The organism is Nonomuraea sp. NPDC049637 (assembly GCF_040675235.1).
Lineage (GTDB): Bacteria > Actinomycetota > Actinomycetes > Streptosporangiales > Streptosporangiaceae > Nonomuraea.
The window spans coordinates 45,017-71,703 of record NZ_JBFAOM010000045.1; the positions used below are offsets into that span (position 1 = coordinate 45,017).

The window sequence follows — 26,687 nt, forward strand, 5'->3', positions numbered from 1 at the left end:
GCTACTGTTCTCGCATCTTAACGGAACTAAAGAACCGTTTGTGGCGGCATGCCGACCGGCACGCCCGAGGGAAAGCCCTGCCATGACCACCACCACACCCCTGCCCGCGTCCACCGCCCAGGCTCCGCCGCGGCGTCTGACCGGCCGCCTGCGCCTCGTCCTCGCGGTGCTCCTGGTCGCCCAGTTCATGCTGGCCGTCGACTTCTCGATCCTGAACATCGCCGAGTCCCGGCCCGCCGAGCGTCCCCGGCTCGACTTGCCCGTCGCGCTCACCGTGACCCTAGGGCTGCTCGGCGTCGTCTATGGCCTGACGCAGGCCGGCGAGCACGGCTGGACCCACCCCCTCGCCCTGACCGGGCTGCTGGCCGGGGCCGTCCTGCTCGGCCTGTTCCACCTGGTCGAACGCCGCGCCGCCGCGCCGCTCGTGCCGCTGCACGTCCTGCGCAAGCCGACCGTGGCCTGGGGCAACCTGCTCGGCCTGCTGGCCTTCGTCACCGAGACGTCCCTGGTGTACCTGCTCATCCTCTACCTGCAGAAGACCCTCGGCTTCACCGCCCTGGCCGCCGGGCTGTCGTTCGGCGTGCTCGGACTCGGCGCCGTGGCCGGCGGCCTGCTCGCCCCGAAGGCGATCGCCCGCACCTCGACCGTGACCGTGCTGGTCGGCGGCGGGCTGCTGCAGGCGGTCAGCATCCCAGCAGATCGGCATCACCATGGGCACCCCGATCATGTCCGCGATCGTCACCGCCGCGACGGCCGGGGCCGTGACCGGCGCGGCCGTCCTGCACGGCGTCACCGTCGCGATCGCGGTCAACGCGGCGCTCGTCCTGGTCGGCGTCCTGGTCGCGGCGATCTTCCTGCGCGGCCGGCGCGACCGCGCGCACGCCTGACCCGCCGTCCCCGTCCTCGCGGAGCACATCATGGACCTTCAGCCCAGCGACACGGTGATCGCCGAGACCGGCGGACGACGGGAGCCGTCGTGGTCACCTCTCGTCCTGCCCGGCTCGCCTCCCGTGCCGGTCCGCGTCCATCGGCCGCAGGACCTGCCGCCCGCCGGGCTGCTGGTCTGGGCGCACGGCGGCACGGCGTCCCGGTGCGGCTGCTCCGCCCGCCGGGCGCCGTCCACGGCGACGTGCTGCGTCCCGACCGTCCCCTTCTCCGGCTGCTCGCGCGGGCTCTGCGCGGGCCGGGCCCGTCCGACCATCGAGAGGACCACCGATGAACCTTCCCCCTGCCCCCCTTGAGGCGCTCGTCCGCCACTTCGCCGACCTGCGCGACGGCACCCACGCCGGGCACGTCACCCGCCAGGGCAAGCAGGACGCCTTCCGCCGGGCCGCCGAACTCCTCGACGCGCCCGCCCGGCAGGTGCTGGCCGAGTTCGACCGGCACCTCCTGCTGGGCGCCGGCGCCGTCGAGGCCACCGGCCCCCGGGCCGACGCCGCGGGCGGCAGCTTCGCCTCCTGGACGTTGTCGTGGCCGGCGCAACGGGCGGTCGGCCTCACGCCGATCACCCTGACCGCCCACTACGGCGCCGGCTTCCACCATCCGCACCTGCGGGGCGCCACCGTCGGGGAGTGGCCGCTCAACGTCGCGGACGCGGCGCAGGCGGCGGAGCTCGTCCCCGTCCTGCGCGCCATCGCCGCCGCCGACCTGCACAACCTCGTCTTCCAGCGGGACTGGCGCATCGTGCCCGCCGTCCGTCCCTGAGGGAACCCGCCCCCCACCGCTACGGGCGCGCCGGCCCGCCGGCCTCCCGCACGGCGTCCATGAAGGCGCGGTACGGCATGCCCCCCGCGCCGCTCCACATCTTCTGGGCCAGGACGGCGAAGGTGGGCTCGACCAGGTCGCGCACGTCGTCCTCGGTGTAGGGCGCCGCGGTGATGTCGTTCCACACCGCCGACATGGCGCCCAGCAGCCGCGGATCGCCGGGGGCCACGCTCTGGCCGTCGGGGAAGACATGCGGCGCCCAGTGGTCGTACAGGTACTCGCCGTCCAGGCCGTCGGGGTGGTAGTAGGTGGCGGCCGGGACGATGTAGAGCAGGGAGTCGCTGGTGTTGACGAAGGAGTAGCCGTCCCGCCCGGCCTCGTGCGGGCCGTACCAGACGGTGGCCCAGCAGTTGATCACCACGTCCCGGTCGTAGCCCTCGGGGACGCCGCCCGCCATCCTGGTCAGGCTGCCCCACGCGCGCGGACGTTTGCCCAGCGCCCGCAGGTGGGCCGCCATCGCGTTGAAGAACTCCCGGTAGCGCGGCTCGTCGGCCAGGTACTCGTCGGCGCCGAAGTGCGCGTGCGGGCCGCGGAACCAGGGGACGAACTCGGTGAACACGTCCTTGACGAACTGCGTGGCCTCCGGCTTCGACAGGTCCAGGTGGTCGTCGCCCAGCCCGATCGAGGGACGGAACCGGACGAACGCCAGCGAGTGGGCGGGCGCGTCGATCTCGGGGACAAGGGTGACGCCCTCGGCCGCCGCCGCCTCCTCGAAGGAGTCCCAGTCCGCCCGGTCGTAGGCGCCGTCGGCCGAGGCCAGCCCGGCCAGCGCGGGATCCTCCGGCACCAGCCGGAAGCCCGCCTGCACCTGCGACCAGGTGCCGTCAGGGGCCAGGAAGCCGTTGTCGTTGAGGTGGAGCTGCAGCTCGTTGAGCTTGAACCAGCCCATGACGGCCAGCTGCTCGCGGATGAAGCGCGGCGTGAAGAAGCGGCGGCCCACGTCCAGCATGAAGCCGCGCACCGGGTAGTCGGGCCAGTCGGCGGCGGCGCCCACCGGCAGGCCGGCGGTGGTGCGCAGGATCTGCAGCAGGCTGCGCGTGCCGTAGAACAGGCCGGTGGGCGTGGGCGCGGAGATCCGCACCTGCTCGCCGGTGACGGCGAGCAGGTAGCCCTCCTCGGCGAAGCGGGCGCCGCCCGCCTCGCACGTCAGCGCCGGGTCGAGGGTCAGGACGACGTCGCCGGCGCCCGCCGGCCCGCCGGCCGCGGCCAGGGTCAGGCCGGTGACCTGCCCGATCTCCCGGGCCAGCCGGTCGCGCAGGGCGGTCTCGTCGCTCACGACCCTGGCCAGCGCGGCCCGGGGGAGCACGCCGGCGCCGCCGTCCCACTGCTGCAGCCGGGGGACGACGACCGGGCACGGGTTACCCAAGGCCGGCCTCCTCCCGGATCTCCACGACCGGCGCCCGGCAGCCGTCCAGTTCGAGGACGACGAGCTCGTTGCCGCCCGCGCGCAGCAGCGGCCAGGGCAGGTAGAGGGTGCGCTGGGGGCCCCGGTCCCAGTAGCGGCCCAGGCAGAACCCGTTGACCCAGACGTACCCCTTGGTCCAGCCGGGCAGGGCGAGGTAGGCGTCGCGCGGCTCGGCCACGGTGAGCGTGCCGCGGTGGAAGACGGGCCCGGTCGTCGCGCCGGTACGGCCCCACGGCAGCCCGGACACGTCGTCCAGCGGGATGGGCACGGCCTCCCAGTCGTGCACGTACTGCCGCTCGTGCCGCACGCCGCCGACGATGCCCTTGCGGTCGCCCAGCCGGGGGCCGTAGTTGACCCGGCCCATCGACTCGACCAGCAGCTCCACCACCGCCGACGGGCCGGGCACCGCGACGGGCACGCCGGTCAGCCGGTCCCGTTCGAGCACCGCCACCGGCTCGCCGTCCACGAACAGGTGGGCCCGGTCGGCCAGGCCGTCGACGTGCAGCTCGTACGGACCCCGCGGCCCGTGCACGGTGGCCCGGTACAGCACCAGGCCGTGGGCCAGCCCGAGCTCCTCGAACGTCGGCGGGCGCGCCGAGCGGCCCGCGACCGGCGGGAGCGCGTCGAACAGCCGCAACGACTGCGTCAGCTCGACGGCGCCGGGCGGCAGCGTCGGCGGCAGCGGCGCCGGCTCGGGCACCTGGCCCTCCCGGTGGGCGGCCAGCACCTTCCTGAACGCCCAGAACTTCTCTGTCGGCGCGCCCCGCTCGTCGATCGGGGCGTCGTAGTCGTAGGAGGTGACGGTCGGCTGGTATGCGCCGTCCTGCAGGTCGCCGCCCAGGTTGGCGCCGGCCCAGGTGCCGAAGTTGGTGCCGCCGTGGGCCATGTAGAGGTTGACCGACGCGCCCGCGGCCAGCATGCGTTCCAGGATGCCGGCCACCTCGGCGGCGTCCCGGGTGGTGTGGGTGTCGCCCCAGTGGTCGAACCAGCCGTTCCAGAACTCCATGCACGCCGGCGGGTCCTCGGGCCGGAAGCGGGCCAGCTCGGCGAAGGAGCCTTCGGGGTCGGAGCCGAAGTTCACCGTCGCCCGCACGCCCGGCAGGGCGCCGCCGGAGAGCATGTGGTCGATCGCGCCGTCGGAGGTGAACAGCGGGACGTCCAGGCCGCGCTCGCGCAGCCCGTCGGCCAGCCAGGCCAGGTAGCGCCGGTCGGAGCCGTAGGAGCCGTACTCGTTCTCCACCTGGACCATGATCACGTTGCCGCCGCGGGTGACCTGCCGGGCGGCGACGATCGGGATCGCCTCGTCGAAGAAGCGCCCGACGTGGCCGAGGAAGGTCTCGTCGTGGCAGCGCAGCCGGGCGTCCCGGTCGGCGAGCAGCCACCAGGGCAGGCCGCCGTTGTCCCATTCCGCGCAGATGTAGGGCCCCGGCCGCACGATCGCCCGCAGCCCCTCCTCGGCCGCCAGGTCCAGGAAGCGGCCCAGGTCGGCCCGGCCGGTGAAGTCGAAGCGGCCGGGCCGCGGCTCGTGCAGGTTCCAGGCCACGTACGTCTCGACGGTGTCCAGGCCCATGGCCCGCAGCATGGCCAGGCGCTGCCGCCACTGCTCGGGAAGGACCCGGAAGTAGTGCATCGCTCCCGACAGCACCTGAGTCATGCCTTCAATTCTCCTGATCTGGTCAGCGGGTGACGATCTCGTAGAGGGCGAGGTTGCCCCATTCGAGGTTCGCCTTGTGGACGATCAGCCGGATCTTCTGGGTGGACACCGGCGCGGGCAGCCGCATCGTGCTGGTCTCGACGGTGGCGCTGCTGGACGGCCAGTCGATGAGGTGATGGTCGACCCGGGTGACCCAGGAGTCGCCGTCCCAGGTCTGGAGCGAGACGTCCGTGATGCCCTGGCCCTTGGCCCAGGCGGTGTGCAGGGTGACCTCGGAGACGGCCCGCGGCGTGCGGTAGTCGACGGTGATGTCGCCGGGGAAGGTCACCCCGGTCGAGGCCGAGGCCCACGGCGTGCCGGGGTCGCCGTCGATCAGGTTCTCCAGCGCCGACGCCGACACGAACGACGAGGTGGCCACCGGCACGCCGCCGGGCGGCAGGTACGGCTCGGTGGCGGCGGGCACGCTCAGCCGCACCTCGCCGATCCGGAAGCGGCCCTCGCCCGTGACGACCAGCCGCACCCGGCGCGTGGTGACCTCCGCGGGCAGCGTCACCGCCTGCTTCGCGCCGCTCGCCCTGGTCTGCCAGGTACGGCCGTCCGCGGAGGTCTGGACGTCGAACACGATGTCCGGCGAGCCGCTGACCTCGACCCGGCTGAACGTGCGGGGCACGGCGTAGGTCAGGTCGACGTTGCCGGGGAAACGCGGCTTGGGCCCGCTCTGCCAGAAGGTGGCCGGGTCGCGGTCGGCCAGCCGCTCCAGGTGGCCCTGGGGCGTGAACGTGCTGCGCACGTCGGGGAGCGGGACGGCCCGCTGGTACGCCCCGAGGTCGGGCGCCGCGTCCGGGACGGGCGTGCCGGCCAGGTCGGAGACGGCGGGCACGCTCACGCCCGCGTCGGACACCGGCGAGCCGCCGAGCGGGCGGTAACCGGCCAGGCCGCCGGAGCCGGGGGAGGCCAGCCGGGGGTCGGCCACGATCGCCTTGTGGTCGGGCCCCGTCGGCGGCTGCGGCGTGCCCCAGTACAGGTTGTGGTCGTAGATCGCGCCGTTCTTGCCGTCGAACCCGGCGCCGGCCGCGTTGAGGAACACGTTGTCGCGCACCGTGACGCCCGCCGCGTCGTTGTAGATCCGCACGACCTTGCCCAGCGGATACCGGCCGGCCCCGGCCAGCGGCGGCTTGACCTCGACCACCCGGCCGTCGGCGTAGACGGTGTTGTGGTGGATGTCGGTGCCGTGGGTGGCCGTGGACAGCCCGAACACCTCGTAGCCGTCGCTCTCGCTGACGTTGTAGCGCACCACGGTGTCGCGGGTGGGCGCGCCGGCGAAGGACACCGCGATGAAGAACCCGCCGTCGTTGTGGTGGCTGTAGTTGTACTGCACGATGCTGCGGTTGTTGTCGGCGTCGGAGTCGAAGCCGTGCCCGTCGGAGCCCGGCCCGTTGAACCCGGTGCCGCTGACCTCGTTGCGCTGGACGACGAGGTCGTCGTTGCCCTGCCACCAGATGCCGACGTTGCCGCCGGTCGGCTTGGTGCGGCCGGTCACCGCCCGCTCGACCTTGTTGCCCTCGACCAGCGCGCCCTTGGTGTGCATCGGGGTGATGCCGCCGCCGGTCACGTCATGGACGCGGTTGCCGCGGATGACGACGCCCGTGCTCGGCGTCCAGGTGACCACCTCGCTGTCGGGGATGCCGGTCTCGACCGGGTAGAGGCTGGTCATGCCGTTGCGCCGGGACCAGGTGGACCACATGATGATCCCGTAGGAGCCGATCTTCGAGATCTCGTTGTTCTCGACCACCAGCCGGTCGAACCAGGTCGGCGTGCGGTTGCCCCGGATCGAGATCAGCAGCCCGGCGGTGGCGACGCTGTGGCCGCCGGCACCGTCCACGTCGTGGATGTCCAGGTTGCGCAGGGTGACGTTCGCCAGCCTGCCGGAGTCCTTGGCGTACAGGTTGACGCCGGTGCGGTAGACGGCCCGGCCGTCGCCGTTGGTCACCTGGAGGCCGTCCACGACGAAGTCGTGCACGTCGGCGATCGTGACGGCGGCGCCGTCGAGCCCGCCGCCCTCGATCAGCGGCTTGGCGCCCTGGCCGTAGGAGCCGACCGTCGCCGGGGCGCCGGGCCTGCCCGCGCCCTTCAGGGTGAGCCGGCCGGTCCAGCGCTGCCCGGCCCGGAACAGCAGCCGGTCGCCGGGGCCGAGGCTCAGCCCGCTCGCCTTGTCCAGGCTCCGCCAGGCGGTGGCCGGGCTCGACCCGTCGGCGGCGTCGTCGCCGGCCGAGGCGTCGACGTAGTAGGTGGTGCCGGTCGCGGCCTGCGCGGGGGTGGCGGCCAGGAGTCCGGCGAACAGCGTTAAAGCGGTGACGATGACGCGCAAGAGCGGGCGTCCTTTCCAGGTCATTTGCCGATACCGGCCGTCATGCCTTCGACGACCCGCCGGCCGAGCCAGATGTAGAGGATGACCATCGGATAGATGAGGATCACGATCCCGGCGAACAGGCCGCCCCAGTCGGAGCTGTACTGCATGGTCGAGTACAGGTTGAGCAGGGCCGCCGGCAGCGTGCGCTCCTCGGGCAGCGGGGTGATGAGCAGGACCAGCAGGGTGGAGTTCCACAGGCCGATCACGTTGAGCACGAGCACGGTGGTCAGGCCCGGCCGGGCCAGCGGCGCGATCACGCGGACGAACGCCGTCAGCGGCCCGGCGCCGTCGAGCTCGGCGGCCTCCTCGACCTCCCTGGGCAGCGACCGGAAGTAGCCGGTCAGGACGAACACCGCGAACGGCAGCGACAGGACGACCTCGAACACCAGCAGCGTGATGCGGTTGTCCCACCAGCCGGTGACCCAGTCCTCCATGAACGTGTAGACCGACAGCTTGGCCACCACGATCGGGATCGCCATGGTCTGCAGCGGGATGCTCAGCCCGACGGCGAAGAACCCGGTGATCGGCCCGGCGATCCGCCGCGACGACCGCGACAGCGCGTAGGCGGCGGGCGCCGCGATCGCGACGATGAGGAACGAGCCGAGCGCGGTCAGCACGACGCTGTTGAGCGCGGCGATCGAGAACTGGCCGGCCTGCCAGGCCGAGTCGTAGTTCTCCCAGGCGGGGGAGTCGGGCAGCGCGAACGGGTGCAGCCACACCTCGCCGGAGGACTTCAGCGACTGCAGGCCGACCCAGGCGACCAGGGCCAGGTTGAAGGCCACCCACGCCCACAGGGCGACGGCGGTCAGCCGGGGCACCAGCAGGTCGCCCAGCAGCCGGGCCAGCGGACGCCTCACCGGGACGGTCGTCATGACAGCTCCACGCTCTCTCGGCGGGTGATGCGGCGCACCAGGACGATCAGCACGATGGTGATCAGGGTCACCACCACCCCCATCGCGGCGCCGGACCCCAGTTCGGGCACGCCGCCCCCGGTGATCACCGTGTACTGCTGCACGGCCACGGTCCTGGCCTGCAGCGGCGGGGCGCCGGGCGTGCCGCCGGTGGTGAAGGCGATCACGATCTCGAACACCTTGAGGCTGTTGACCACCCACAACACGGCGGCGACCGCGAACACGTCCCAGGTGAGCGGCAGCGTGATGTGGCGGAACTGCTCCCACTTGGTCGCGCCGCCGAGCACCGCGTCCTCGTACAGGTGGGGCGGGATGCCGTCCACGGCCGACATCATCAGCGCGATGTAGAAGCCGGTGGAGGACCAGACCAGCCCGCCGATGACGCACCGGAAGACCAGGTCGGGGCCGAGCCAGGGGAGCCCGTCGATGCCCGCCCAGCCCAGCACCTGGTTGACGACGCCGCCGGGGTTGAGCAGGAACCCGACCGCGGCGCCGACCGCGATCGCCGAGATGATCATCGGCAGGAAGACGACGGACCGGATGAAGGCCCGTCCCTTCAGGTGGCGCAGCGCCATCATCGACAGGAACGTGATCCCGAAGACCAGCGCGCCGCCCGCCACCGCCAGGAGGAACGTGTTGGCGAACGACTGCAGGAACGCGTCGTTGCGCAGCAGCGCCAGGTAGTTGCGCAGGCCGCGCCACTCCATCTCGGCGCCGGGACCGGCCCAGCGGTACAGGCTGACCCACACGCCGTAGAAGGAGGGCAGCACGAACAGCAGCGTGTAGAGCGCGAGCGCGGGCAGCAGGAAGGGCCAGAAGGCCCGTTCCCGCGCCGGCCGCAGGATCTTGCCGCGGTACGGATCCCGCGACGGGAGCGCCGTCTCCGCAACGAGGGAGCCGTATGCCATGTCAGCCCTTGTTCGCGAGGTAGTCGGCGGTCTTCTTCTTGCCCTGCGCGACGAACTCGGCGGCGTCGATCTTGCCCGCCAGGAGCTGGTCGTCCAGGGGCAGCAGGAGGTCGACCCAGTAGGCCTTGTCGGCGGCCAGGGTGTCGTAGGTCTTGTGCACGGCGGGCGCCTCGGCGATCGCCTTCTGCACGTCGGCGAGGAAGTCGGGGGCGGGGATGTCGGGCCGGGAGGGGATGTTGAGCGCCTCGGTGGAGATGCGGCTCAGGTGCTTGCTCTGCAGCGCGAAGGCCAGGAACTCCTTGGCCGTCTCGACGTTCTTCCCCTTGACGTTGACGCCCCAGCCGAGCGCGCCGACCTCGACGGAGTTCTTGCCGCCGACGGGGAGCTGGAAGGAGCGGATCTTGGCGCCGGCCGGGGTCTTCGTCTTGACCTCGCTGGCCAGCCAGGTGCCGTTGATGTTCAGGGCGGAGTTGCCCTGCGCCCAGTCGTCCTGCGCGGCCGGGTACTTCGTGGCCATGTGGTCCTTCTGGAAGTAGCCGCCCTTGGTGAGCTGCTCGACCTGCTTGGCGGCGGCCAGCACCTCGGGCTTGTCCCAGGCGGCGGCGTCCTTCGACAGCGCCAGCAGGCTGCCGGCGCCGTTGGCGCGGACCAGGGCCGAGTAGAACCAGTAGACGTTGTAGAACGGGATCGTGCCGTCCTGGCCGATGCCGGTCCGGCCGGCGGCCTTCTCCTTGTCGAGGAACGCGATCAGGTCCGCCCAGCTGCGCGGCGGGTTCTCGGCCAGCTCGGGGCGCTTGGCGGCGTCGTACCAGACGGCGGTGGAGATCACGGTGTGCGGGAGGAAGCCCAGCCCCTTGTCGTCGGAGGCGGCCTGCCGGACCGACTCCGGCAGCACGTCGCCGACGGTCTTGCCCTCGCCGGGCACCTGCTTGGTGAGCAGGTCGTCCAGCGGGGCGTTCAGGTTCTGGGCCCGCCAGCCGGGCAGGTTGTCGGTCGCGACGTCGAACAGGTCGGGGCCCTGGCCGGCGGCCATCTCGGTGGGCAGGTTCTCGGTGCCCTTGCGGCCGACGAACTTCGCGTCCACCTTGACGTTGTTCTGCTTGGCGAAGTCGTCCAGAATCGCCTTGAAGATCTTGGCCTGCGGCTCCTGCTCGCCCCAGGAGGAGCGGTAGACCAGGGACTTCTGCCCGGTCTGCCCGGCCGGGCCGCCGCTGTTCTTGTTGCCGCACGCGGTCACACCGAACGCGAGCGCGCCGACCGCCACCAGCGCGGCCGTCCGGGAGAGGACGTTGGTCATGGTTGTCACCTTTCAAGGGGGGAGGGCTCGGCGAGAGTGATCACCGTGCCGGACAGGCGGGCGCGCTCGGCCGCCCAGACCACGCGGTGCGTGGCCAAACTCTCGTGACCGCTGGAACGGATCATCGCCGGGTCGCCGCAGGCCACGGCGTCGAGGAAGGCGTCCATCAGGCCGTCGTCGCCGCCTCCGTGGCCGCCGGCCATCGAGGCCCCGGCGCCGGTCCGGGTGTCGATCTCGGTGATCCGGTCGGTGAGGAAGTCGTGCAGGCGCAGGCGCACGCCGTCGCCCTCGATGGAGCCGTGCGTGCCGAAGATCCGGGTCTTGCGGTGCTCCAGGGCGGCGAAGGCGGTGACGGTGAACGAGGCGGTGGCGCCGTCGGCGAACTCCAGGTTCACCACCTGGCTGTCGACCACGTCGTTGTCGCAGGCGAACACGCACCTGCCGTACGGGCCCTCGCGCAGCGCGGTCAGCACGCCCTGCTCCGTGTGGTCGGCGGTGACCGCCGACAGCGGCCACCATTCCTTGTCCGGGTCGCCGAGGCAGCCCAGGTAGAGCTGCTTGGCCGAGTACGGGCAGGCGGCCTCCACCGGGCAGTCGAGGCAGTTGGCCGTGGCGCCGGCCGGGGCCTGCTCCTGGCGGAAATAGACGAGATCGCCGAAGGAGGAGACCCGGTGCGGCAGACTGCCCTTGATGTAGGCCATCCAGTCGAGGTCGTGGCAGGCCTTGGCCAGCAGCAGCGGAGCCGACTCCGCCTCGTTGCGCCAGTTCCCGCGGACGAAGGAGTGCGCCTGGTGCCACCAGCCGACCTGCTCCAGGTGCTGGATGTTCATGATCTGGCCGACGGCGCCCCGGTCGACGAGCGACTTCAGGGCCCGCGTGTAGTCGGTGTACCGCATGACGTGGCAGACGGCCAGGATGACCCCGTTGCGCTCGGCGGCCTCGGTGATGCGCGCGGCCTCCTCCTCGGTCGGGGCCATCGGCTTCTCCAGCAGGATGTGGTAGCCGAGGTCGGCCGCGGCGACCGCGGGCTCGGCGTGCATCCGGTCCTGGGTGCCGATGATCATGGCGTCGGCCAGCCGGCCCGCCGCGACGAGGTCGGCCCAGTCGGCGAAGACGTTGCCGGGTGCGATGCCGTGCTCGGCGGCGAAGGCGGCGCGGCGTCGCGGATCAGGCTCGGCGACGGCCACGATCCTCGCGCGGCCGGTCGTCAGGGCCCGGCGGGCGTACAGCGTGCTCCGCAGCCCCGCGCCCGCGACGGCGAGCGTGACGACGGGTTCCGACATCGATGTCCTTCCGGTTTGCCACTTAGTAATTAAAGCTGTTTTTATTAGTCCCTGTTTGTATTGGTCGCCAGGCAGCACTGTCAAGGGGGGTCCATGCGGAAGGTCGCGCTCCAAGGAAGCGACGCACATCGCTTGCGGCGGATCAACATGATCGCGACGCTGCGGGCGATCCGCGCGGCGGGCGTCGTCCCGCTCACCGACCTGGCCCGCCGCGCCGGGCTGTCCAGGCCGACCGTGGAGGGCCTGGTCGAGGAGCTGCACGGGCACGGATGGCTGGAGGAGGTCGCCCCCGAGGCCGGCCAGATGGGCAGGCCGGCCCGCCTCTACCGGTTCCGGGCCACGACCGGCTACGTCGTCGGCGTCGACATCGGCTCCTCCAGCGTCCGCGCCCAGGTGACCGACCTGGAGGGCGAGCCCGTCGGGCTCGGCTTCACCCGCGTCCAGGCCGACTACGGCAGGGCCGAGCGGCTGGCCGCCGTCCGCGCGACGATGGCGGCCGCGCTGCGGGAGGCCGGCGTCACCGCCGACCAGGTGTTGTCGGTGGCTGTGGGCACCACCGGCGTGGTGAGCCCGTCCGGGACGGTCCGCCTGTGCGTGGGGCTGCCCGAGTGGACGGGCCTGGACCTGGCCGCCGAGGTGGGCCGCGACTACCCCTGCCGGGTCCTGGTGGAGAACGACTGCAACCTCGCCGCCCTGGCCGAACGGTGGGCCGGCGTGGCCCGCGAGGTGGACGACGTGGTGTTCGTGCTGTCGGGCGTGCGCACCGGCGCCGGCATCCTGGTGCGCGGCGAGCTGCACCGCGGCGGGCGCGGCATGGCGGGGGAGATCGGCGCGCTGCACCTGGTCGGCTGGCACCGCGCGCCCGACCACCTGGCGCGCTTCGCCCCCGGCGCCGCGCCGGAGGAGGTGGCCGGGCTGGTCTTCGCCGCGGCCAGAGAGGGCGACCCCGCCGCCCGGTGGGCGGTCGAGCAGTACGCGCACGACCTGGCCGAGGGCATCGCCGCCATCGTGCTGACCGTGGACCCCGACCTGGTGGTGGTGGGCGGCGGCGTCTCGCGCTCGGGCGACGTGCTCATGGAGCCGCTGCGCCGCCACCTGGACCCGCTCTGCCTCGAACCGCCCGCCCTGGAGATCTCCACCCTCGCCGACCAGGCCGTCGTGCTCGGCGCCGTACGGCACGCGCTCAACCACGTGGACGAGCTTCTCTACGACGTGGATCTCCCTCTTGACCTGACCCTCTTCAGGCAAGATATTAAACCTTGATTAATTAGTAACTCGGGCGCCCGACCGTCACCTCCCAAGGAGCTGCCGTGTTCCGAGTTCTCTTACCGTGCGCCGCGCTGGTCCTGACCTTCGCAGCCGCGCCTGCCCCGGCCTACGCCGCCACCTCCTACTACGTCGACCCCGCAGGGAACGACGCGGCCGACGGGCACTCCCCGTCCACCGCGTGGCGGACCCTGGACAAGGTCAACGCCCAGACGTTCCAGCCCGGCGACACCGTCCGCTTCAAGGCCGGCGGGCAGTGGACCGGCCGGCGCGCGCCGCGCGGCTCGGGCTCGGCCGGCAGCCCGGTCACCTTCACCTCCTACGGCGCCGGCGCCCGGCCGTCCATCGCCGGCGGCGGCGTCGTGGACGCGACCGTCAAGCTGGCCGACCTGCACGACGTCGTCCTGGACGGCTTCGAGGTGACCAACACCGGGTCGGGGAGCACGCCGCGCATCGGCATCGCGGTCACCGCGACCGACCTCGGCGCCGTCCCCCGGATCACCGTGCGCGGCAACTACGTGCACGCCATCCAGGGCGCCACCTCCGGATCGCAGTCCTCCAACCCGTCGGCGGGCGGGATCATCGTCAGCGCGCTGGGCAAGAACACCGCCACCTACTACCAGGACCTGCTCATCGAGGACAACGAGGTCGCCGACTCCCGCTCGTACGGGATCGTCACCTGGTCGCAGTGGATGCAGCGCGAAGGCTGGACGTCCCTGTGGAGCGACCTCATGGGCATCCCCGCCGCCGACTACCGGCCCTGGACGCCGAGCACGGGCGTGGTCGTCCGCGGCAACGACGTGCACGACATCTCGGCGGGCGGCATCACCGTCATGCAGGCCCAGGGCGCGCTCATCGAACGCAACCGGGTCGCCAGGACCGCGCAGAACCACGGCAACGTCGGCATCTGGTGGGCCGGGGCCGACGACACCGTGGTCCAGTTCAACGAGGTGTCCGGGACGAAGTACTGGGGCCTGGCCAGCGACGGCAACGCCTTCGACGCCGACGCCTCCGTCCACCGCAGCCTGGTCCAGTACAACTTCAGCCACGACAACGAGGGCGGCTTCTTCATCGCCGTCTCGACCGGCACCGGACCGGCCGAGGCGACCATCCGCTACAACGTCAGCCAGAACGACGCCAACCAGGTCTTCGCCTTCTCCACCAACGCCAGGAACATCGACGCCTACAACAACACCGTCTGGGTGCCGCTGACGCCGTTCATCCAGAACCATCCGGACCGGGCCTCGTTCAGCCTGGTGAAGGTGTGGAGCAGCTCGGTGAGCAACATCCGGCTGCGCAACAACGTCATCCACAACGGCGCCAACCTGCCCTACAACGACGGCGGCGCCGTGCAGTACGACCGCAACCTCTACTACTCCGGGCCGGTCCCCGGCGGCGACCGGGCGGCCCTGTCCGGCAACCCGCTGCTGACCGCCCCCGGCGCCGCCACCACGCCGGCCGACCTGTCCGGCTACCTCCCGACGGCGTCCTCCCCGGTCCTGCGGCAGGGCCTGGAGATCGCCTCCGACGGCGGCCGCGACGTCTCCGGCACGGCCCTGCCCTCGGGCATGCCCGACCTCGGCGCCGTCCAGCGGACCGCGGGCGCGGGCCTGTCCGAGCCGGCCGCGACCGTGACCACCTCCTTCGGCAACGGCCAGAGCACCACCCCCGCCGCCCTCACCGACGGCTGGGACTACACGACCTGGGCCAGCCCGTCCTCCGGCGTCACCTATCCGGGCACCGTCACCCTCACCTTCCCCAACGCGAGGACGGTCGGCGAGGTCGTGCTGGCCACCCACTTCGGCCAGGGCCAGGGCATCACCTCCCTCGACGTCCAGACCTGGGACGGCTCGGCCTGGGTGACCCGGACGGCCGGCGCGGCGATCAGCTGGGCGAGCAACACCGCCACGGTCGAACGCCGGTCGGTGCCGCTGCCCGCGCCGGTCACCACCACCCAGGTGCGCCTGGTCGTCAAGGCCGCCAACCACACCTGGGGCAACCTGTCCGTCAGCGAGATCACGACCCGCTGAGCCCCTCCCTCACCGAGGTCGCGCCGGGATCCCCGGCGCGACCTCCCGCCGCCGGGTTGACCTCAAGCGCAGTTGAGATTGCACGATGTCCTGGCCCCCGACCGCTTCCCCCGATCAGGACAGGACGTTCATGAAGCTCGAGATCTACGCCGACGTGTTGTGCCCCTGGTGCTACATCGGCAAGCGACGCCTGTCCCGCGCGCTGGCCGGGCACCCCGCCCGCGACGGCGTCGAGATCGTCTGGCGCAGCCACGAACTCGCGCCCGACGAGGGCCGCACCCCCGGCCCGACCGCCGCCGAGGCCATGGCGGGCTGGTGGGGCGAGCAGGCTCCGGCCCGCGTCGCCCACATCCGGGAGGTGGGCGCGGCCGAGGGCCTGGAGCTGAACCTGCACCTGGCCAGGCCGGTGAACACCTTCGACGCCCACCGGCTGGTCAAGCTGGCCGCCGGCCGCGGCCGGGCCGAGGAGATGCTGGAGGCGCTGCTGTACGCCTACCACACCGAAGGGCTCAACGTGGCCGACCCGGAGGTCCTGCGGCGCCTGGCCGGCCAGGCCGGGCTGGACGACGCCGAGGCGGGCGCCGTCCTGGCCGGCGACGAGTACGCCGAGCAGGTGCGCGCCGACCGGCGCCGCGCGGCCGAGCACGGCGTCACCGGCGTGCCCAGCCTGGTGATCGACGGCCGCCCGCCGGTCTCCGGGGTCCAGCCCGTCGCCGACCTGCGACGACTGCTGGGCGCCCCGACCGGCTGACGCCGTCCCGGCCGTCAGCGGCTGTGCTCCAGGGCCGGTTCGGCCTCCTTGCGGCGAGTCGCCCAGAGGAAGACCAGCGCGCCGGCGAACAGCACGATCGAGGTCCACTGGTTGATGCGCAGGCCCAGGAGCGTCACCGCGTGGTCCACGCCGCCGACCGGGTCGATCCGCAACCCCTCGATCCAGAACCGGGCAGCCCCCGGCGGCGGCAGGCCAGCCACACGCCCACGCCGCCCAGGGCGACCGCGCCCCAGATGCCGAGCCCGCCCTCCCAGACGAACAGCGCCTGGTACGGCTCCTTGATCGCGCGCGGGCCGAAGTAGGTCTGCCAGTCCACGAGGACGTGGTAGAGACGGCCGCCGACCAGCCCGAGGATCACCGCGGGCATCGCGATGTCGCCGATCGTGCCCCGCTCGCCGCCCCGGGCCCGCCAGCGCCGCTCGCTCAGCCAGATGCCGAACCCGATGGCGACGATGAAGCACAACGCGTAGGCCCGGATCGGGACGAATCCGAGATGCCAGACCCCTTGGGAAGGGCTGGGAATCGAGGCGAGGGGCATGCCGGTGACGCTAGCCGACGAACGGCCGCCAGGCCGTCCCCGTGACCCGATCGCGAACCATCCGCGACCACCCCGCGAGCACCCCCGCCCCACCCGCGACCACCCCGCGAGCACCCCCGCCCCACCCGCGACCACCCCGCGAGCACCCCCGCCCCATCCGCGACCATCCCGCGCCCCCACTGCGCGAGCGATCCGGGACGTCAGCGTTAGGGTGTCGCGAAAAACGGAGATCATTCGTGTCGCGATCAACCCTGCTCGCCTGGCTGGCCGCCCTGGCCGCCGCCGCTTACCCCACGTGGGACCTCCACCACCCCGAGGACGGCGAGTACACCCTGCACGGCTGCGTGGCCGCCTTCCCCGCCCACGGCCACGAACTCGCGGACCTGGTCTCCCCTCCGCTGGCGGACGCCTACGGCCTGGCCTACTCGGCCCTGCGGTGGGGAGTGCCCGCGATCACCGTTCTGGCGGGATGGCTCATGTCGGCCGGTACCCGCGACCAAGCCCTGATCGGCCGCCGCGTGGCCGGCCTGCTCACCCTGCTCGCGGTCGCCGGGCCGCTCAGCCCGTTCCACACCGCCGCGGACGGCTGCTCGACCGTCCCCGTGCTGACCAACGACTGGTTCGCGGCCGTGGCGAACGCGTACGGACCCTACGAGTCGGCCCTCCTGCTGTCCGCCCTGCTGGTTCTGGCGGCCACCGGGACCGGCGGGCGGCCCGTCCCGTACGGGCTCACCGGTCGCCGGGCGGTGGCCTTCGCGATCGACTACGGGTTCTTCGTGACCTTCCTGGCCGCCCTCGAACCGGGGTGGAGCCGCCTGGACTTCGGGCTGCGGAACTGGCTGCGCCTCGACGAGCCGGCGCCCCTGCTCGCCGTCGCCGCCATGTTCGTGTACGTCCTGAGCGGACGGACGTTCGGCAAGCAGCTCCTGCGTTTACGCGTCGTCTGCGACACCACGGGGCACTGGCCGGGCTTGCGCCGGGCGGCCGTCCGGGCGCTGGTGTTCCCCGTGCTCGTCTGCCTGCCGGAGTTCGGGCTGATCGTGCTGCTGGTGGACGGCCTGTGGGCGGTGCCGGACCCGGCGGGCCGCACCCTGCGCGACCGCCTGGCCGGCACCCGGGTCGTCCGCGATCGGCCCTGACGGAATAAATCTACGTTGTAAAGGCGGGCACGCCGATGAAAAATTCACGCACGGCTGCGGCTCTTGCGAGGACCCATGACCTGCCGGCCGAAGGCGGCCAGGGCGGCGTCGATCGGATGGGGCTGGGGCCTGCCCGAGGAGTCCGGCCTGTTCCATCTCGCGAGGTTCGTCGTGATGGACATCTGCCGCCTGCCGTCGTCGCGGGTCAGCGACAACGTCGTGGCTCCCCAGACCGTGCCGCCGTGGCCCCAGCAGACGCCGCCCCCCGGGATCTCGACCCTCTGCAGGCCGAGGCCGTAGTCGAGCATCTCCCCGGTGTGGGCGCGGACCGGGACCGTGCGGTGCATCTCCGCCAGGAGGGACAGGCCGACGATCTCGCCGCCGAGCAGCAGGCCGTAGAAGGTGTTGAGGTCCTCCATGGTGGACACCAGGGAGGCCGCCGTCCGCACCCAGGACATGTCGTACACGCTGTAGTCGCGGGGCGGGTCGATCATGCCGAAGAACGACTCGTAGATCCGCGGGTGCGGTTCCTCGATCCTCGGCCCGCCGGGGAAGGCGGTGTTCCGCAGCCCGGCGCGTTCGATGACGTGCCGGGTGACGTACCCCTCGGCCGTGGTGCCGGTCACGTGCTCCAGGAGCCGGCCGAGGATCATGTAGTTGGTGTTGGAGTAGACGCCGGGAGAGCCGCCGGGCTCGCCGGTCGGGGGCGCCGCGAGCCCCATCCTGACCAGCTCGGCCGGCGGGAAGTACGTGAACCGGTTGCCGTCCAGGCTCTCCGGCGAGACGTGCGGAAGGGAGGGGAATCCGCCCAGCGACGGGAACGCGGCCGGGAGATAGTCGGCGATGCCGCTGGTGTGGTTGAGCAGCATCCGGACGGTGATCCGCTGCCCCCGTCCGCCCGGCACCAGCCGGGGCAGGTAGCGGCCGATCGGCGCGTCCAGCTGCAGGTCGCCCCGCTCGGCCTGCTGCAGGACGGCCGCCGCGACGAAGGTCTTGGTGATGCTGCCCACACGTTGCACCATCCCGGGCTCGACGGGACGTCCGCTCTCCACGTCGGCCACTCCGGCGGCGCCCCGCCACACCCGGCCGGCGTCGCGCACCTCGGCGTACACGCCCGGCACCCCCGCGCGACGCACGGCGTCCAGCGCGGAATCCAGGACCTCCGACCTCTCCCGCTCACTCACTGCTGATCTCATGCCCGCCATGATGGTCGCGCCGCCGTCCGGTGGCGTCCTGCCGGCGGAGTGACCTGCCGCTACCGCCGGGGGATCAGTGGACGGCCGGCTACGACCCCGGGAGTACTCCGCAACCGGTCCACTGGGCCCGCCGCCAGGCGGTCGCGCCCTGCGGTCCGTCCGTGGTCCGCCGGGCGCGGCTCAGGCGCAGGCCTTCCGCGTCACCGACTTGGACCAGGCCGGGAGGGCGTCGATGACCTGCGGGCGGCTGACGGACCACACTTCACGCCCCTGCCCCGGCACGAAGTCCTGCCCGCCCAGCAGGACGTAGGAGGCCTTGTCGAAGATCAGGGATTCCCGCGAGACGGTACCCCCGGGCCCCAGATCGTCCACCCGGGTCACCGCGATGCCCGGCTTGCCGGTGGCGTCCTTGAGCTCCTCCATCTCGATGCCCGGCAGGGTCGCGGCGATCTCGAAGATGGCCGCCTGCTGCGCGGGCGGGACCGGGCTGCCGAGGACGGAGCTCACGCCGTACCAGATCCGGGTCGCCGTGTCCTTGCCGGGGAGCATCTCGTTACCGCGTTCGGCCAGCTTGCGCCGCAGCTGCTCCCGGTCGACCGGCCACTCGCGGAGGTCGGCGTAGGTGAGACGCCTGACGCCGCGTTCGGGGCACCGGATCAGGAGCTCCTTGTACTCGCCCCCTCGGGGGACGGTCCTCGCCGGCTTGTGCCAGTGGAGCCCTGTACGGGACCCGTCGACCGACTGCCAGACCTCGCCTGTGTTGTGGCGCGGAACGACGTTGGGGATCCCCTTCTCGCTGCGTGCCACCGCGATGCGCTCGTAGTGGAGGTACTGGTCGTCGCGGGGTTGCGGCCAGGGCGCGGCGGTCGCGGCCTCGGCCGCCAGGCGCAGCACCTCGGCGGCGTTCGCGGGCGCGGAGGAGTTGACCGTCTGGACGACGATCACCCCCGCGGCCATCGCCGCGGCCAGGCCCGCCGCCGGCACCAGCCGCCGCAGCCGGGCCGCCCGGAGCCGGAGCCGGCGCTTGGTACGGGCTTCGGCCAGGAGCGCGGCACGGGCGGGGGCGAGGCGATCCGCCGTCGGGTACGGCTTGCCGGCGAACAGGTCACGCAGCTCGGTCAGCTCGGTCCGGTCGTTCATGAGGTCTGCTCCATCGTGGGGTCGGTGCTGCCGAGGGCGTCGCGGACGATGGCCCGCGCGCGGCTGAGGCGGGAACGAACCGTTCCGATCGGGATGGACAGGGCGTTGGCCACCTCCTCGTAGGTGAGGTCGGCCCAGGCCACGAGTAAGAGCACGTCACGGTCGCGGGCCTTCAGCGAGGCCAGCGCCCTGGCGAGCGGGCGGCGCACGGCCTGCGCGCTCGCCCGCTCAAGTGCCTGCTCCGCGGCGTCGTCCGCGTCCGGCAGCGCGCCCACCTTCGCGTACGCCTTGTAGCGATGGACCTCGGCCCGCTGGTGCCGGCGGACGAAATTGGTCGCGAAGCCGTACAACCAGGGCAGGGCCTCCGGACGGGCGGTGTCGTAGTCCCGGCGCCGCCTGAACGCCGCGAGGAACGTCTCGGAGACGACGTCGTCGGCCGTGTCGTCGCCGAGCCGGCGGGCCACATAACGGTGGATGTGTCCTGCGTGCCGGTCGAACAGCAAGGCGAAGTCCTCGGGATCTCGCCACGACCGTTCGATCAGGGCGGCGTCGGACAGAGTCGTACTGGGCGGCATGTGGTTGAGCCTTTGCAAGGAAGTAGTGTCGCCCGTCTTTCACACGAGCCGGCGATCGAGTTCACGCGACGCGCCCGTCCGCGGGCACCCACAGTCGGCTCGCGATGGCGCGACCGCCCTGAACCGGCCGCAAGGGCGGCTACGACCTCGACCGGGTATGACCATGTCCCCCGCTCGAAGCCGAGCCTCCCTCACCCGCCGCTTCAGAGCGGCCGCCTCCCGATCACCCTGACAGGCCGCCCGCGAAGATCGGCGGAACCCGGTCCCGCCACGGCATCGCCCGTTCCAGGTAGGCGGCAACCTGGAACAGCAGGTCCTCGCGCCCGTACGCGGCGGCGAGCTGCACGCCGATGGGCAGCCCGCCGGCGCTCCGCCCCAGCGGCAGGCTGATCGCCGGCTGCCCGGTGGTGTTGAACAACTGCGTGAACGGCCCGAACCCGGACAACGTCTCCAGCCATCCCCGCAGCGTCTGGCCGGGATCGTCGTACCGCAACGTGCCGTGCGGCACCGGCAGACGGCCCAGGGTGGGCGTGACGAGCAGGTCGTACCCGGTGAAGAAGGCCGCCGCCGACCGGGTGACGCGGTTCTGGGCGTCGAAGGCCGCCAGCATGTCCAGCGCGGTGGCCTGCCTGGCCGCCTTCAGGAACTCCCGCGAGACCGCCTCCATCCTGGCCTCGTCGGGCAGCCGCGGCGCGAGCAGGCACGGGGAGGCGACCCCGACGGCCTCGATGATCCACGCCCTCATGGCGTCCTCCCGGTCGACCGCCGGGCTCGCCTCCTCCACGACGTGCCCCGCCTGCTCCAGCACGCGTGCCGTCGCGACCGCCGCCGCGGCGACTTCCGGGTCCACGTCCGTGCCCATCCAGGAGGTGGTGGTCAGCGCGACCCGCAACCGGCCCGGCTCCGTCACGAGCTCCCGCGTGTACGACCCGCGGGGCGGAGGGGCGGTGTACTTGTCGCCGACGCCCGGCCCGTGGACCGCGTCCAGCAGGCCCGCGGCGTCGCGGACCGTACGCGTGAGCACGAACTCGTCCGCCATGCCGAGCACCAGCTCGCCGGCGTCCGGGCCGCAGGGGCCGCGCCCCCGGCTCAGCTTGAGCCCGACCAGCCCGCAGCAGGCGGCCGGGATCCGGGTCGAGCCCGCGCCGTCGCTGGCGTGCGCGACCGGAACGGCCCCGGCCGCCACCAGCGCCGCGGCGCCGCCGCTCGACCCGCCCGCGGTGCGGCCGAGGTCCCAGGGGTTGCGTACGGGCCCGTAGCGCACGGGCTCGGTGGTGAAGCTGACACACAGCTCGGGCACCGTGGTCAGGCCCAGCGTGACCAGACCGGCGGCGCGGAACCGCGTCATCAGGTCGGTGTCGCGCCGGGCGAGGACGCCGGGATAGGCCCGGCTGCCCAGCGTGAACGGCACCCCTTCGGCCACCGGCCCGTGATCCTTGATGAGGAACGGCACCCCCGCGAAGGGGCCGTCCGTCGCGTGGCCGAGCGCCGGCGTGAACACCGGCAGCGCCAGCCCGTTCACGTGTTCGTCAACCTGCGCCAGCGCCTGGCGGGCCGCCGTCTCGACCTCGCCGGCGCCGGCCTCGCCCGTCCTGATCAGGTCGCGGAGGCCGGTGGCGTCGTACCTGGCGTACTCATGGATGTCCATGGAAAGCCCTTCTCCGGGCGCGCTCGGGCGCCCGCACGTCGATCGTCTGAGGAAAGAGTCCGAGAGCTGCCGACAAGGGAGCGACGGCTCCTGGGCCGCCCCCCTGCCGGTGATCGACGTGTTCCTACGCTCGGTACATCACCGGCCATGCTCGCAGTGACCGGCCCTTCGGTCCACCGAGTTTTCCGCCGGGGGCCCCGGCCCTCATGGCCGCAACACGACCACCTCGCTCAGGACGCTGACACTCGGACCGGACACCAGGACGGCCGCCCACAACTACCCGTCCACGCCGAGCAGCCCATCCACCACGCCCGGAAACCACAAGCTACGGCCCGGTCCGGCTACACGCCCCTGGCCCGCCTCTCCACGACCGCTCCCGAACCGAAGCCCGGGGCGCACCTTCCGCTCCTGGGGACCGGGAGTGGGGTGCCCGTGCCCTCCAGGAACGGCTTCGACCCTGGGGACCAGGAGGGGGAGTGGCCGTGTGCTCCAGGAACGGCTTCGACCCTGGGGATCGGGAAGGGGGGTGCCCTTGCGCTCCAGCAACGGCTTCGGTTCTGGAGAGCGGCAGTGGGGCTGCCTGTGTGCTCCGGAGATGGCGTCGCTCCTGGCGGCCAGGAACGGGGATGCCCTGGTGCCCCTGGAATGGGCTCGTGCCCGGAATCCAGCTTCGGGGGCCCGGAGCGGTTCCCGCGGTCCTGACATGATGTGGATCATTTCCTGAAATATCGCCCACTTGGAGGAAACCTGTGCGCATCGCGCTCGCCGGGCTGGCCACCAGCCATCCGTACACCGACGCCCGCACCCTCGCCCACCACGCCGAGCTGTCCGTCTGGGAACCCGACGCCGAGCGGCTGCGGCGCTTCACCGAGGAGCATCCCGGGGCGAAGGTGGCGGGCGACCTCGACGAGTTGCTGGCGGGAAACCCGGACGGCGTCGTGCTGACGCTGCCCAACCCGGACGTGCCCGCCGCCCTCGGCCGGGTGCTGGAGACCGGCGTGCCGTGTTTCGTGAACAAGCCCGCCGCCGCGACCAGTAAGCAGCTCGACGCCCTGCGCCGGCTGCCGGTGCACGATCGGGTGATGTCGGGCTCGGTGCTGCGTTTCGCGCCCGCCTTCGCCGAGGTCCGCGCCGACGTGCAGGACGTGCTGTCGGTACGGGCGACGGTCCGGCACGACGTGGGCCAGTGGGCCGACGGCTACAACGCCTGGCAGGACACGCCCGGCGAGGGCGGCGGGACGATCGTGACCATGGGCATCCACGGCGTCGAGCCGCTGGTCGCCCTGCTGGGCCCGGACGTGCGCCTGGTCGGGGCGGCCGGAACCAGGCGCCACTACCGGACACTCAGCTCCGAGGACACCGGCGTCCTGGCACTGCAGTGGGCGAACGGAATAGTCGGAACGGTCGAAATCCTGGGCGTCTCGGACGACAACGCCTACACGGTGACCCTCCACGGCCGGCACGGCAGCGAGTCGATCGTGATCGAAAGCGGCCCCGACCCCGTCCACAACCTGGGATACGTGCGGACAATGGAGGCGTTCCTCAGCATGGTGGACGGCGCCCCGAACCCAGTGCCATGGGCCGAAACCCTCGCAATCCTGGACATCCTGATCTCAGCACGAGAACACGCCCCCACCACCTGAGAACCACCCCGACCATCAACCGCCCCCAGACACCAACCCCCAAGCCCCGCCCCCGAGCCGGACCAGAGCCCCGACAGCCACGCATGGCACCATTCGCGGCCCCGCCACCTGGGCCGCCCCGCTCTCCGACCGTTCGCGGTCGCCACCGGTCGGGGCAGCCAAGGGAGTCTCGCCGTCTGTTTGCGGCTGGCCCGGGAGCCGGCCGTCAGCAGTCGCGGAACGTGGGTACCGAGACGCCCAAGACGTGACTTTGTCGTGGTTTGTCGGCGAACACCCAGCGGTTGGTGGCCAAGGCGTCGTCCGGTTCGGGAAGGGGACCTCGACCGTGCTGACGGGTGAAGTCGAAGGGCGTACGGACGGTGGTGGACCAGCCGCGCCCCCTCAGCAGCCCGATGGAGTCGGGACGCGGCTTCCTGTCGAACAACGCGAGCAGATCCACGCCGATCTGTGCCTTGGTCGAGGCGTAGACCGGGTTGGCGCGGACCGCCGGCGACCCCAGCCCGAGCTTGGCCTCGAACGCCAGGACGCTTCCTTCGGCACTCAGGACGTCGATGGTCCGCTGGAGCCGGCGTTCGACCGCTGGATCCAGGTAGAGCAGAAGCCCCTCGGCCAGCCAAGCGGTCGGTGTGCTCGCGTCGAAGCCCGCGGCCAGCAGCGCGCCGGCCCAGTCGTCGCCCACGTCGGCCGCGACCACCCGACGCCGTGCCGCCGGGACGCCCCGGCCCGGGGAGGACGGCTCGACGGCGAGCGAGTCGAGCACGTGCTCCTTGAACGCCAGCACACCGGGCCGGTCGATCTCGTACACGACCTGCCCCCGAGGCCAGGCGAGCCGCAGAGCCCGGGTGTCGAGCCCCGCACCGAGCAGGACGACCTGCCGGATGCCCCCCTTGGCCGCGCGCAGCAGGAAGTCGTCGAGGACCCGGGTACGCAGACCGAAGTACCGGCCGAGCCTGCCCCAGAGAGGGTTGGCGTCGCCGCCGGGCACGTCCTGCGGACGGGTCGGCCAGGCGGCCGAGGCGGCCGAGGCGCGGACGAAGTGCTCGGCGTAGGGGTCGGCGGCCAGGGAATCGGGGCGGTGGGTCTCGATCGCCCGCGCGGCGGCGACCATGAGCGCGGTCAGGCCGACGCCGGTGTCGATCTGGAGCTGTCGGTTGTCCGGCACGTGCTCTCCTCTCGGGCCGGTCGACCGGCCGCTGACACCGCGGCGGTCTCCTGTTCCGGGATCCACGAGCCAGGGACGTCGTGGGAGGTGAGATGGGCGCCGTAGAGGGCGGCCATGAAGCGCAGGATCTCCGAGTCGGGCAGGTAGCGGCTGGCGGTGCAGTCGGTCAGCACCGTGATGTGGAAGCCCTTCTGGAAGGCGGTGCGTGCGGTGGAGTCCACGCAGACGTCGGTGTACAGGCCGGCGAACACCAGACGGACGATGCCGCGCCCGCGCAGGTGCCGTTCGAAGCCCTCGCTGAGGAAGGCGTCGAAGCAGGCCCACTTGGTGAAGACCGGCTCCCCGGGCGCGGGCTCGACCTTGTGGAACTGCGCACCCCAGGTGCCTTCGAGGCACTTGAGGGGTTTGCCCTGGGCGAGGTCGCGCCGCCGCCAGCTCGGCCCCTGATGCTCGGCGTCACCGACGAACCGGACGAACACCACGTCCATGCCGCGGGCTCGCGCCGATGCGAGGGCTCTGGCCGTGTTGGCCGCGACTGTTTCCAGAGCCGCCGGGTCACCGGCGTAACGGGCACGGGCGGTGGGGCCGGTACAGAAGTCCTTCTGCAGGTCGACGACGACCAGGGCCGCACGCTCGGTGCCGGGCAGCTGCTCCTCGCCGGCCAGGCCGGCACGTTCCTGGACGGGCCGGTGCCCTTCGGCGGGGACGGCCGCACGTTCCTGGACGGGCCGGTGGCCTTCGGCAACCGGGACGGCCACATGTTCCTGATGTTCCCCGGTGACCCGAATGGAACGTTCCTTGCGGGACGGTGACTGCTCGTCGGTCATGAGTCCGCCATCAGGACCGGCTGGGCCGCGGGTTCCAGGGCGTCGAGGAGGGCGTCGACCACGCCGGTGGTGGAGTGGCGTCCGCCGGCGTCAGGGGTGGCGACGCCGTGACGGCCGAGCGCCATCAGGGCGCGTTCGACCATCCGCACCGCTCCGGCGCACCCCGCGTGCCGCTCGGCGATGGCCGCCGCGGCCCGGACGGTGGCCACCGGGTTGACCCTCCCGGTGCCCGCCAGGTCGTCGGCGGAGCCGTGCACGGTCTGGTACTCGACCAGGCCGCACGCGTCGGGATGCAGGTAGACGTTCTCGGTGCAGCGGTTCTCCTGCCGCTCGGAGCCGAAGCGGTCGAGCAGCACCACGTGCATGATGTCGGCCCACTCGTTGCCCGCGATGATCACCGTGCGGGGCCGCGGGCCGCGTTCGATGAGGTTGCGGTTCACCGTGTCGGGCTGGAACAGGCCGATCTGCACGCCGTGGCGCGCGGCGCTCTCGGCCACCCACTCGTCGAGCGCGCCGTCGAGCAGGTGGAACTTGTAGGCCATGACGATCTCGTCGATGCGGCCGTCGGGCCACTCCTGGCGCGCCCGGCGCACGGCCAGCGCGATGACCTTCTCGGTGATCTCCCTACTGAAGGTCATCGTGCGGACGAGCGCGCCGGGAAGATGCACGTTCTCGCCGGTGTAGAAGCCCTGGGCCTGGTCTCTGACCAGCAGCAGCGAGGCCCCGGCCGTGGTGATGGCGTCGATCTTCACCGCCTGGAGGCGCTGGCGGACCAGGTAGAGCGACTGGGCGTTGATCGCCGTGCGGAAGACGGCTGGGACGCCGGCGGCCGCCAGCGAGCGGCAGAAGCGCGTGTAGTGGTCGGCGTCCTGCCGCGTGCTCTCGCGGATCTCCTCGGCCTCCGCGCCGGCCTTCAAGGACACGTAGGAGTGATAGATCCGCTCAGAGCGGGTGAGGGCCACCTTCGTGCCGCAGGCGTCGGCGATCCCGGCCAGCACCCGCTCGAAGACGGCCGCGAGCTCGGGGCCCGTTCCCCGGCCGATGGCAAGTCCGATGACTGGTTCCACTACTGCTCCCTTTTCGTCGTCGAAGACCGGACGCGCCGGCTCGTGGCGGCCG

At 72.3% G+C, this 26,687-nt stretch carries 23 protein-coding genes; 7 read left to right on the top strand and 16 right to left on the bottom strand.

Annotated elements, in window-relative coordinates; translation table 11 throughout:
• Positions 1 to 82 precede the first annotated feature (82 nt).
• The gene (locus AB0J71_RS40100) at positions 83 to 1,219 is read left to right on the top strand and encodes a hypothetical protein (protein WP_364419338.1); all 1,137 of its coding nucleotides are present in this window, start codon (positions 83 to 85) and stop codon (positions 1,217 to 1,219) included.
• Positions 1,216 to 1,704: a hypothetical protein gene (locus tag AB0J71_RS40105; protein ID WP_364419340.1), complete on the top strand. Its 489-nt coding sequence runs from the start codon at positions 1,216 to 1,218 to the stop codon at positions 1,702 to 1,704. Before AB0J71_RS40100 ends, AB0J71_RS40105 begins: the two co-directional genes overlap by 4 nt.
• A 19-nt stretch (positions 1,705 to 1,723) precedes the next feature.
• Here AB0J71_RS40105 and AB0J71_RS40110 read toward each other — a convergent pair whose 3' ends face one another.
• From AB0J71_RS40110 to AB0J71_RS40140, 7 genes are read right to left on the bottom strand one after another with little or no spacing between them, the layout of a single operon-like run.
• The gene (locus AB0J71_RS40110; protein ID WP_364419342.1) at positions 1,724 to 3,130 is read right to left on the bottom strand and encodes a glycoside hydrolase family 20 protein; all 1,407 of its coding nucleotides are present in this window, start codon (positions 3,128 to 3,130) and stop codon (positions 1,724 to 1,726) included.
• Positions 3,123 to 4,823: a beta-galactosidase family protein gene (locus AB0J71_RS40115; protein ID WP_364419344.1), complete on the bottom strand. Its 1,701-nt coding sequence runs from the start codon at positions 4,821 to 4,823 to the stop codon at positions 3,123 to 3,125. The genes AB0J71_RS40110 and AB0J71_RS40115 overlap by 8 nt, the downstream gene beginning before the upstream one ends.
• Positions 4,824 to 4,845: 22 nt before the next feature.
• Positions 4,846 to 7,191 (bottom strand): discoidin domain-containing protein, encoded by a 2,346-nt coding sequence (locus AB0J71_RS40120; protein WP_364419346.1) that lies wholly within the window; start codon positions 7,189 to 7,191, stop codon positions 4,846 to 4,848.
• A gap of 20 nt (positions 7,192 to 7,211) precedes the next feature.
• Positions 7,212 to 8,105, bottom strand: a complete 894-nt coding sequence (locus AB0J71_RS40125) for a carbohydrate ABC transporter permease (RefSeq protein ID WP_364419348.1) — start codon at positions 8,103 to 8,105, stop codon at positions 7,212 to 7,214.
• Positions 8,102 to 9,052 (bottom strand): sugar ABC transporter permease, encoded by a 951-nt coding sequence (locus AB0J71_RS40130; RefSeq protein WP_352328248.1) that lies wholly within the window; start codon positions 9,050 to 9,052, stop codon positions 8,102 to 8,104. The genes AB0J71_RS40125 and AB0J71_RS40130 overlap by 4 nt, the downstream gene beginning before the upstream one ends.
• Position 9,053: 1 nt before the next feature.
• A complete protein-coding gene (locus AB0J71_RS40135) occupies positions 9,054 to 10,349 on the bottom strand; it encodes an extracellular solute-binding protein (RefSeq protein WP_364419350.1) in 1,296 nt (431 codons plus the stop codon).
• A 5-nt stretch (positions 10,350 to 10,354) separates the two neighbouring features.
• The gene (locus tag AB0J71_RS40140; RefSeq protein WP_364419352.1) at positions 10,355 to 11,632 is read right to left on the bottom strand and encodes a Gfo/Idh/MocA family oxidoreductase; all 1,278 of its coding nucleotides are present in this window, start codon (positions 11,630 to 11,632) and stop codon (positions 10,355 to 10,357) included.
• A 132-nt stretch (positions 11,633 to 11,764) separates the two neighbouring features.
• Between AB0J71_RS40140 and AB0J71_RS40145 the strand changes: the two genes are divergently transcribed.
• The 3 genes from AB0J71_RS40145 to AB0J71_RS40155 all read left to right on the top strand — a co-directional run bounded on the left by AB0J71_RS40145 (position 11,765) and on the right by AB0J71_RS40155 (position 15,679).
• Positions 11,765 to 12,895, top strand: coding sequence for an ROK family transcriptional regulator (locus AB0J71_RS40145; protein ID WP_364393036.1), 1,131 nt, complete (start codon positions 11,765 to 11,767; stop codon positions 12,893 to 12,895).
• Between the two features lie 47 nt (positions 12,896 to 12,942).
• Positions 12,943 to 14,928, top strand: coding sequence for a right-handed parallel beta-helix repeat-containing protein (locus AB0J71_RS40150; protein ID WP_364419354.1), 1,986 nt, complete (start codon positions 12,943 to 12,945; stop codon positions 14,926 to 14,928).
• Positions 14,929 to 15,058: 130 nt separating this feature from the next.
• On the top strand, positions 15,059 to 15,679 hold the full coding sequence (locus AB0J71_RS40155; RefSeq protein ID WP_364393033.1) for a DsbA family oxidoreductase: 621 nt from the start codon (positions 15,059 to 15,061) through the stop codon (positions 15,677 to 15,679).
• Between the two features lie 14 nt (positions 15,680 to 15,693).
• Here the strand turns inward: AB0J71_RS40155 and AB0J71_RS40160 are convergent, their stop codons facing one another.
• Both AB0J71_RS40160 and AB0J71_RS40165 read right to left on the bottom strand, forming a co-directional pair.
• The gene (locus AB0J71_RS40160) at positions 15,694 to 15,816 is read right to left on the bottom strand and encodes a hypothetical protein (RefSeq protein WP_364419356.1); all 123 of its coding nucleotides are present in this window, start codon (positions 15,814 to 15,816) and stop codon (positions 15,694 to 15,696) included.
• The gene (locus tag AB0J71_RS40165) at positions 15,813 to 16,238 is read right to left on the bottom strand and encodes a prolipoprotein diacylglyceryl transferase family protein (RefSeq protein WP_364419358.1); all 426 of its coding nucleotides are present in this window, start codon (positions 16,236 to 16,238) and stop codon (positions 15,813 to 15,815) included. The genes AB0J71_RS40160 and AB0J71_RS40165 overlap by 4 nt, the downstream gene beginning before the upstream one ends.
• A 236-nt stretch (positions 16,239 to 16,474) precedes the next feature.
• On the opposite strand from AB0J71_RS40165, the gene AB0J71_RS40170 reads away from it, so the two are divergent.
• A complete protein-coding gene (locus AB0J71_RS40170) occupies positions 16,475 to 17,377 on the top strand; it encodes an RDD family protein (protein WP_364419360.1) in 903 nt (300 codons plus the stop codon).
• Positions 17,378 to 17,421: 44 nt separating this feature from the next.
• Here the strand turns inward: AB0J71_RS40170 and AB0J71_RS40175 are convergent, their stop codons facing one another.
• From AB0J71_RS40175 to AB0J71_RS40190, 4 genes are all read right to left on the bottom strand, one after another.
• The gene (locus tag AB0J71_RS40175) at positions 17,422 to 18,573 is read right to left on the bottom strand and encodes a serine hydrolase domain-containing protein (RefSeq protein ID WP_364419362.1); all 1,152 of its coding nucleotides are present in this window, start codon (positions 18,571 to 18,573) and stop codon (positions 17,422 to 17,424) included.
• A 180-nt stretch (positions 18,574 to 18,753) separates the two neighbouring features.
• Positions 18,754 to 19,713: a CU044_5270 family protein gene (locus tag AB0J71_RS40180; RefSeq protein WP_364419364.1), complete on the bottom strand. Its 960-nt coding sequence runs from the start codon at positions 19,711 to 19,713 to the stop codon at positions 18,754 to 18,756.
• Entirely contained in the window at positions 19,710 to 20,288 is a 579-nt protein-coding gene (locus tag AB0J71_RS40185) for an RNA polymerase sigma factor (protein ID WP_352329530.1), read from the bottom strand. Before AB0J71_RS40185 ends, AB0J71_RS40180 begins: the two co-directional genes overlap by 4 nt.
• A gap of 223 nt (positions 20,289 to 20,511) precedes the next feature.
• Entirely contained in the window at positions 20,512 to 21,936 is a 1,425-nt protein-coding gene (locus tag AB0J71_RS40190) for an amidase family protein (protein WP_364419366.1), read from the bottom strand.
• Positions 21,937 to 22,685: 749 nt separating this feature from the next.
• Here AB0J71_RS40190 and AB0J71_RS40195 point away from each other — a divergent pair.
• Positions 22,686 to 23,579 carry a Gfo/Idh/MocA family oxidoreductase gene (locus AB0J71_RS40195; protein ID WP_364419368.1) on the top strand — a complete coding sequence of 298 codons (894 nt, stop codon included), beginning with the start codon at positions 22,686 to 22,688 and terminating at the stop codon, positions 23,577 to 23,579.
• A 205-nt stretch (positions 23,580 to 23,784) separates the two neighbouring features.
• Here AB0J71_RS40195 and AB0J71_RS40200 read toward each other — a convergent pair whose 3' ends face one another.
• The 3 genes from AB0J71_RS40200 to AB0J71_RS40210 form a co-directional block, all read right to left on the bottom strand.
• Positions 23,785 to 24,741 (bottom strand): SAM-dependent methyltransferase, encoded by a 957-nt coding sequence (locus tag AB0J71_RS40200; protein ID WP_352323998.1) that lies wholly within the window; start codon positions 24,739 to 24,741, stop codon positions 23,785 to 23,787.
• Entirely contained in the window at positions 24,696 to 25,499 is an 804-nt protein-coding gene (locus tag AB0J71_RS40205; protein WP_364419370.1) for an isochorismatase family cysteine hydrolase, read from the bottom strand. Before AB0J71_RS40205 ends, AB0J71_RS40200 begins: the two co-directional genes overlap by 46 nt.
• A 65-nt stretch (positions 25,500 to 25,564) precedes the next feature.
• Positions 25,565 to 26,635 carry an isocitrate/isopropylmalate family dehydrogenase gene (locus AB0J71_RS40210; protein ID WP_352323996.1) on the bottom strand — a complete coding sequence of 357 codons (1,071 nt, stop codon included), beginning with the start codon at positions 26,633 to 26,635 and terminating at the stop codon, positions 25,565 to 25,567.
• Between the last annotated feature and the right edge of the window lie 52 nt (positions 26,636 to 26,687).

Coding starts and splice junctions, on each gene's coding strand:
- AB0J71_RS40100 (WP_364419338.1), top strand. CDS start 83: ATGACCACCACCACACCCCTGCCCGCGTCCACCGCCCAGGCTCCGCCG.
- AB0J71_RS40105 (WP_364419340.1), top strand. CDS start 1,216: ATGAACCTTCCCCCTGCCCCCCTTGAGGCGCTCGTCCGCCACTTCGCC.
- AB0J71_RS40115 (WP_364419344.1), bottom strand. CDS start 4,823: ATGACTCAGGTGCTGTCGGGAGCGATGCACTACTTCCGGGTCCTTCCC.
- AB0J71_RS40125 (WP_364419348.1), bottom strand. CDS start 8,105: ATGACGACCGTCCCGGTGAGGCGTCCGCTGGCCCGGCTGCTGGGCGAC.
- AB0J71_RS40130 (WP_352328248.1), bottom strand. CDS start 9,052: ATGGCATACGGCTCCCTCGTTGCGGAGACGGCGCTCCCGTCGCGGGAT.
- AB0J71_RS40135 (WP_364419350.1), bottom strand. CDS start 10,349: ATGACCAACGTCCTCTCCCGGACGGCCGCGCTGGTGGCGGTCGGCGCG.
- AB0J71_RS40140 (WP_364419352.1), bottom strand. CDS start 11,632: ATGTCGGAACCCGTCGTCACGCTCGCCGTCGCGGGCGCGGGGCTGCGG.
- AB0J71_RS40155 (WP_364393033.1), top strand. CDS start 15,059: ATGAAGCTCGAGATCTACGCCGACGTGTTGTGCCCCTGGTGCTACATC.
- AB0J71_RS40165 (WP_364419358.1), bottom strand. CDS start 16,238: ATGCCCCTCGCCTCGATTCCCAGCCCTTCCCAAGGGGTCTGGCATCTC.
- AB0J71_RS40175 (WP_364419362.1), bottom strand. CDS start 18,573: ATGAGATCAGCAGTGAGTGAGCGGGAGAGGTCGGAGGTCCTGGATTCC.
- AB0J71_RS40180 (WP_364419364.1), bottom strand. CDS start 19,713: ATGAACGACCGGACCGAGCTGACCGAGCTGCGTGACCTGTTCGCCGGC.
- AB0J71_RS40185 (WP_352329530.1), bottom strand. CDS start 20,288: ATGCCGCCCAGTACGACTCTGTCCGACGCCGCCCTGATCGAACGGTCG.
- AB0J71_RS40190 (WP_364419366.1), bottom strand. CDS start 21,936: ATGGACATCCATGAGTACGCCAGGTACGACGCCACCGGCCTCCGCGAC.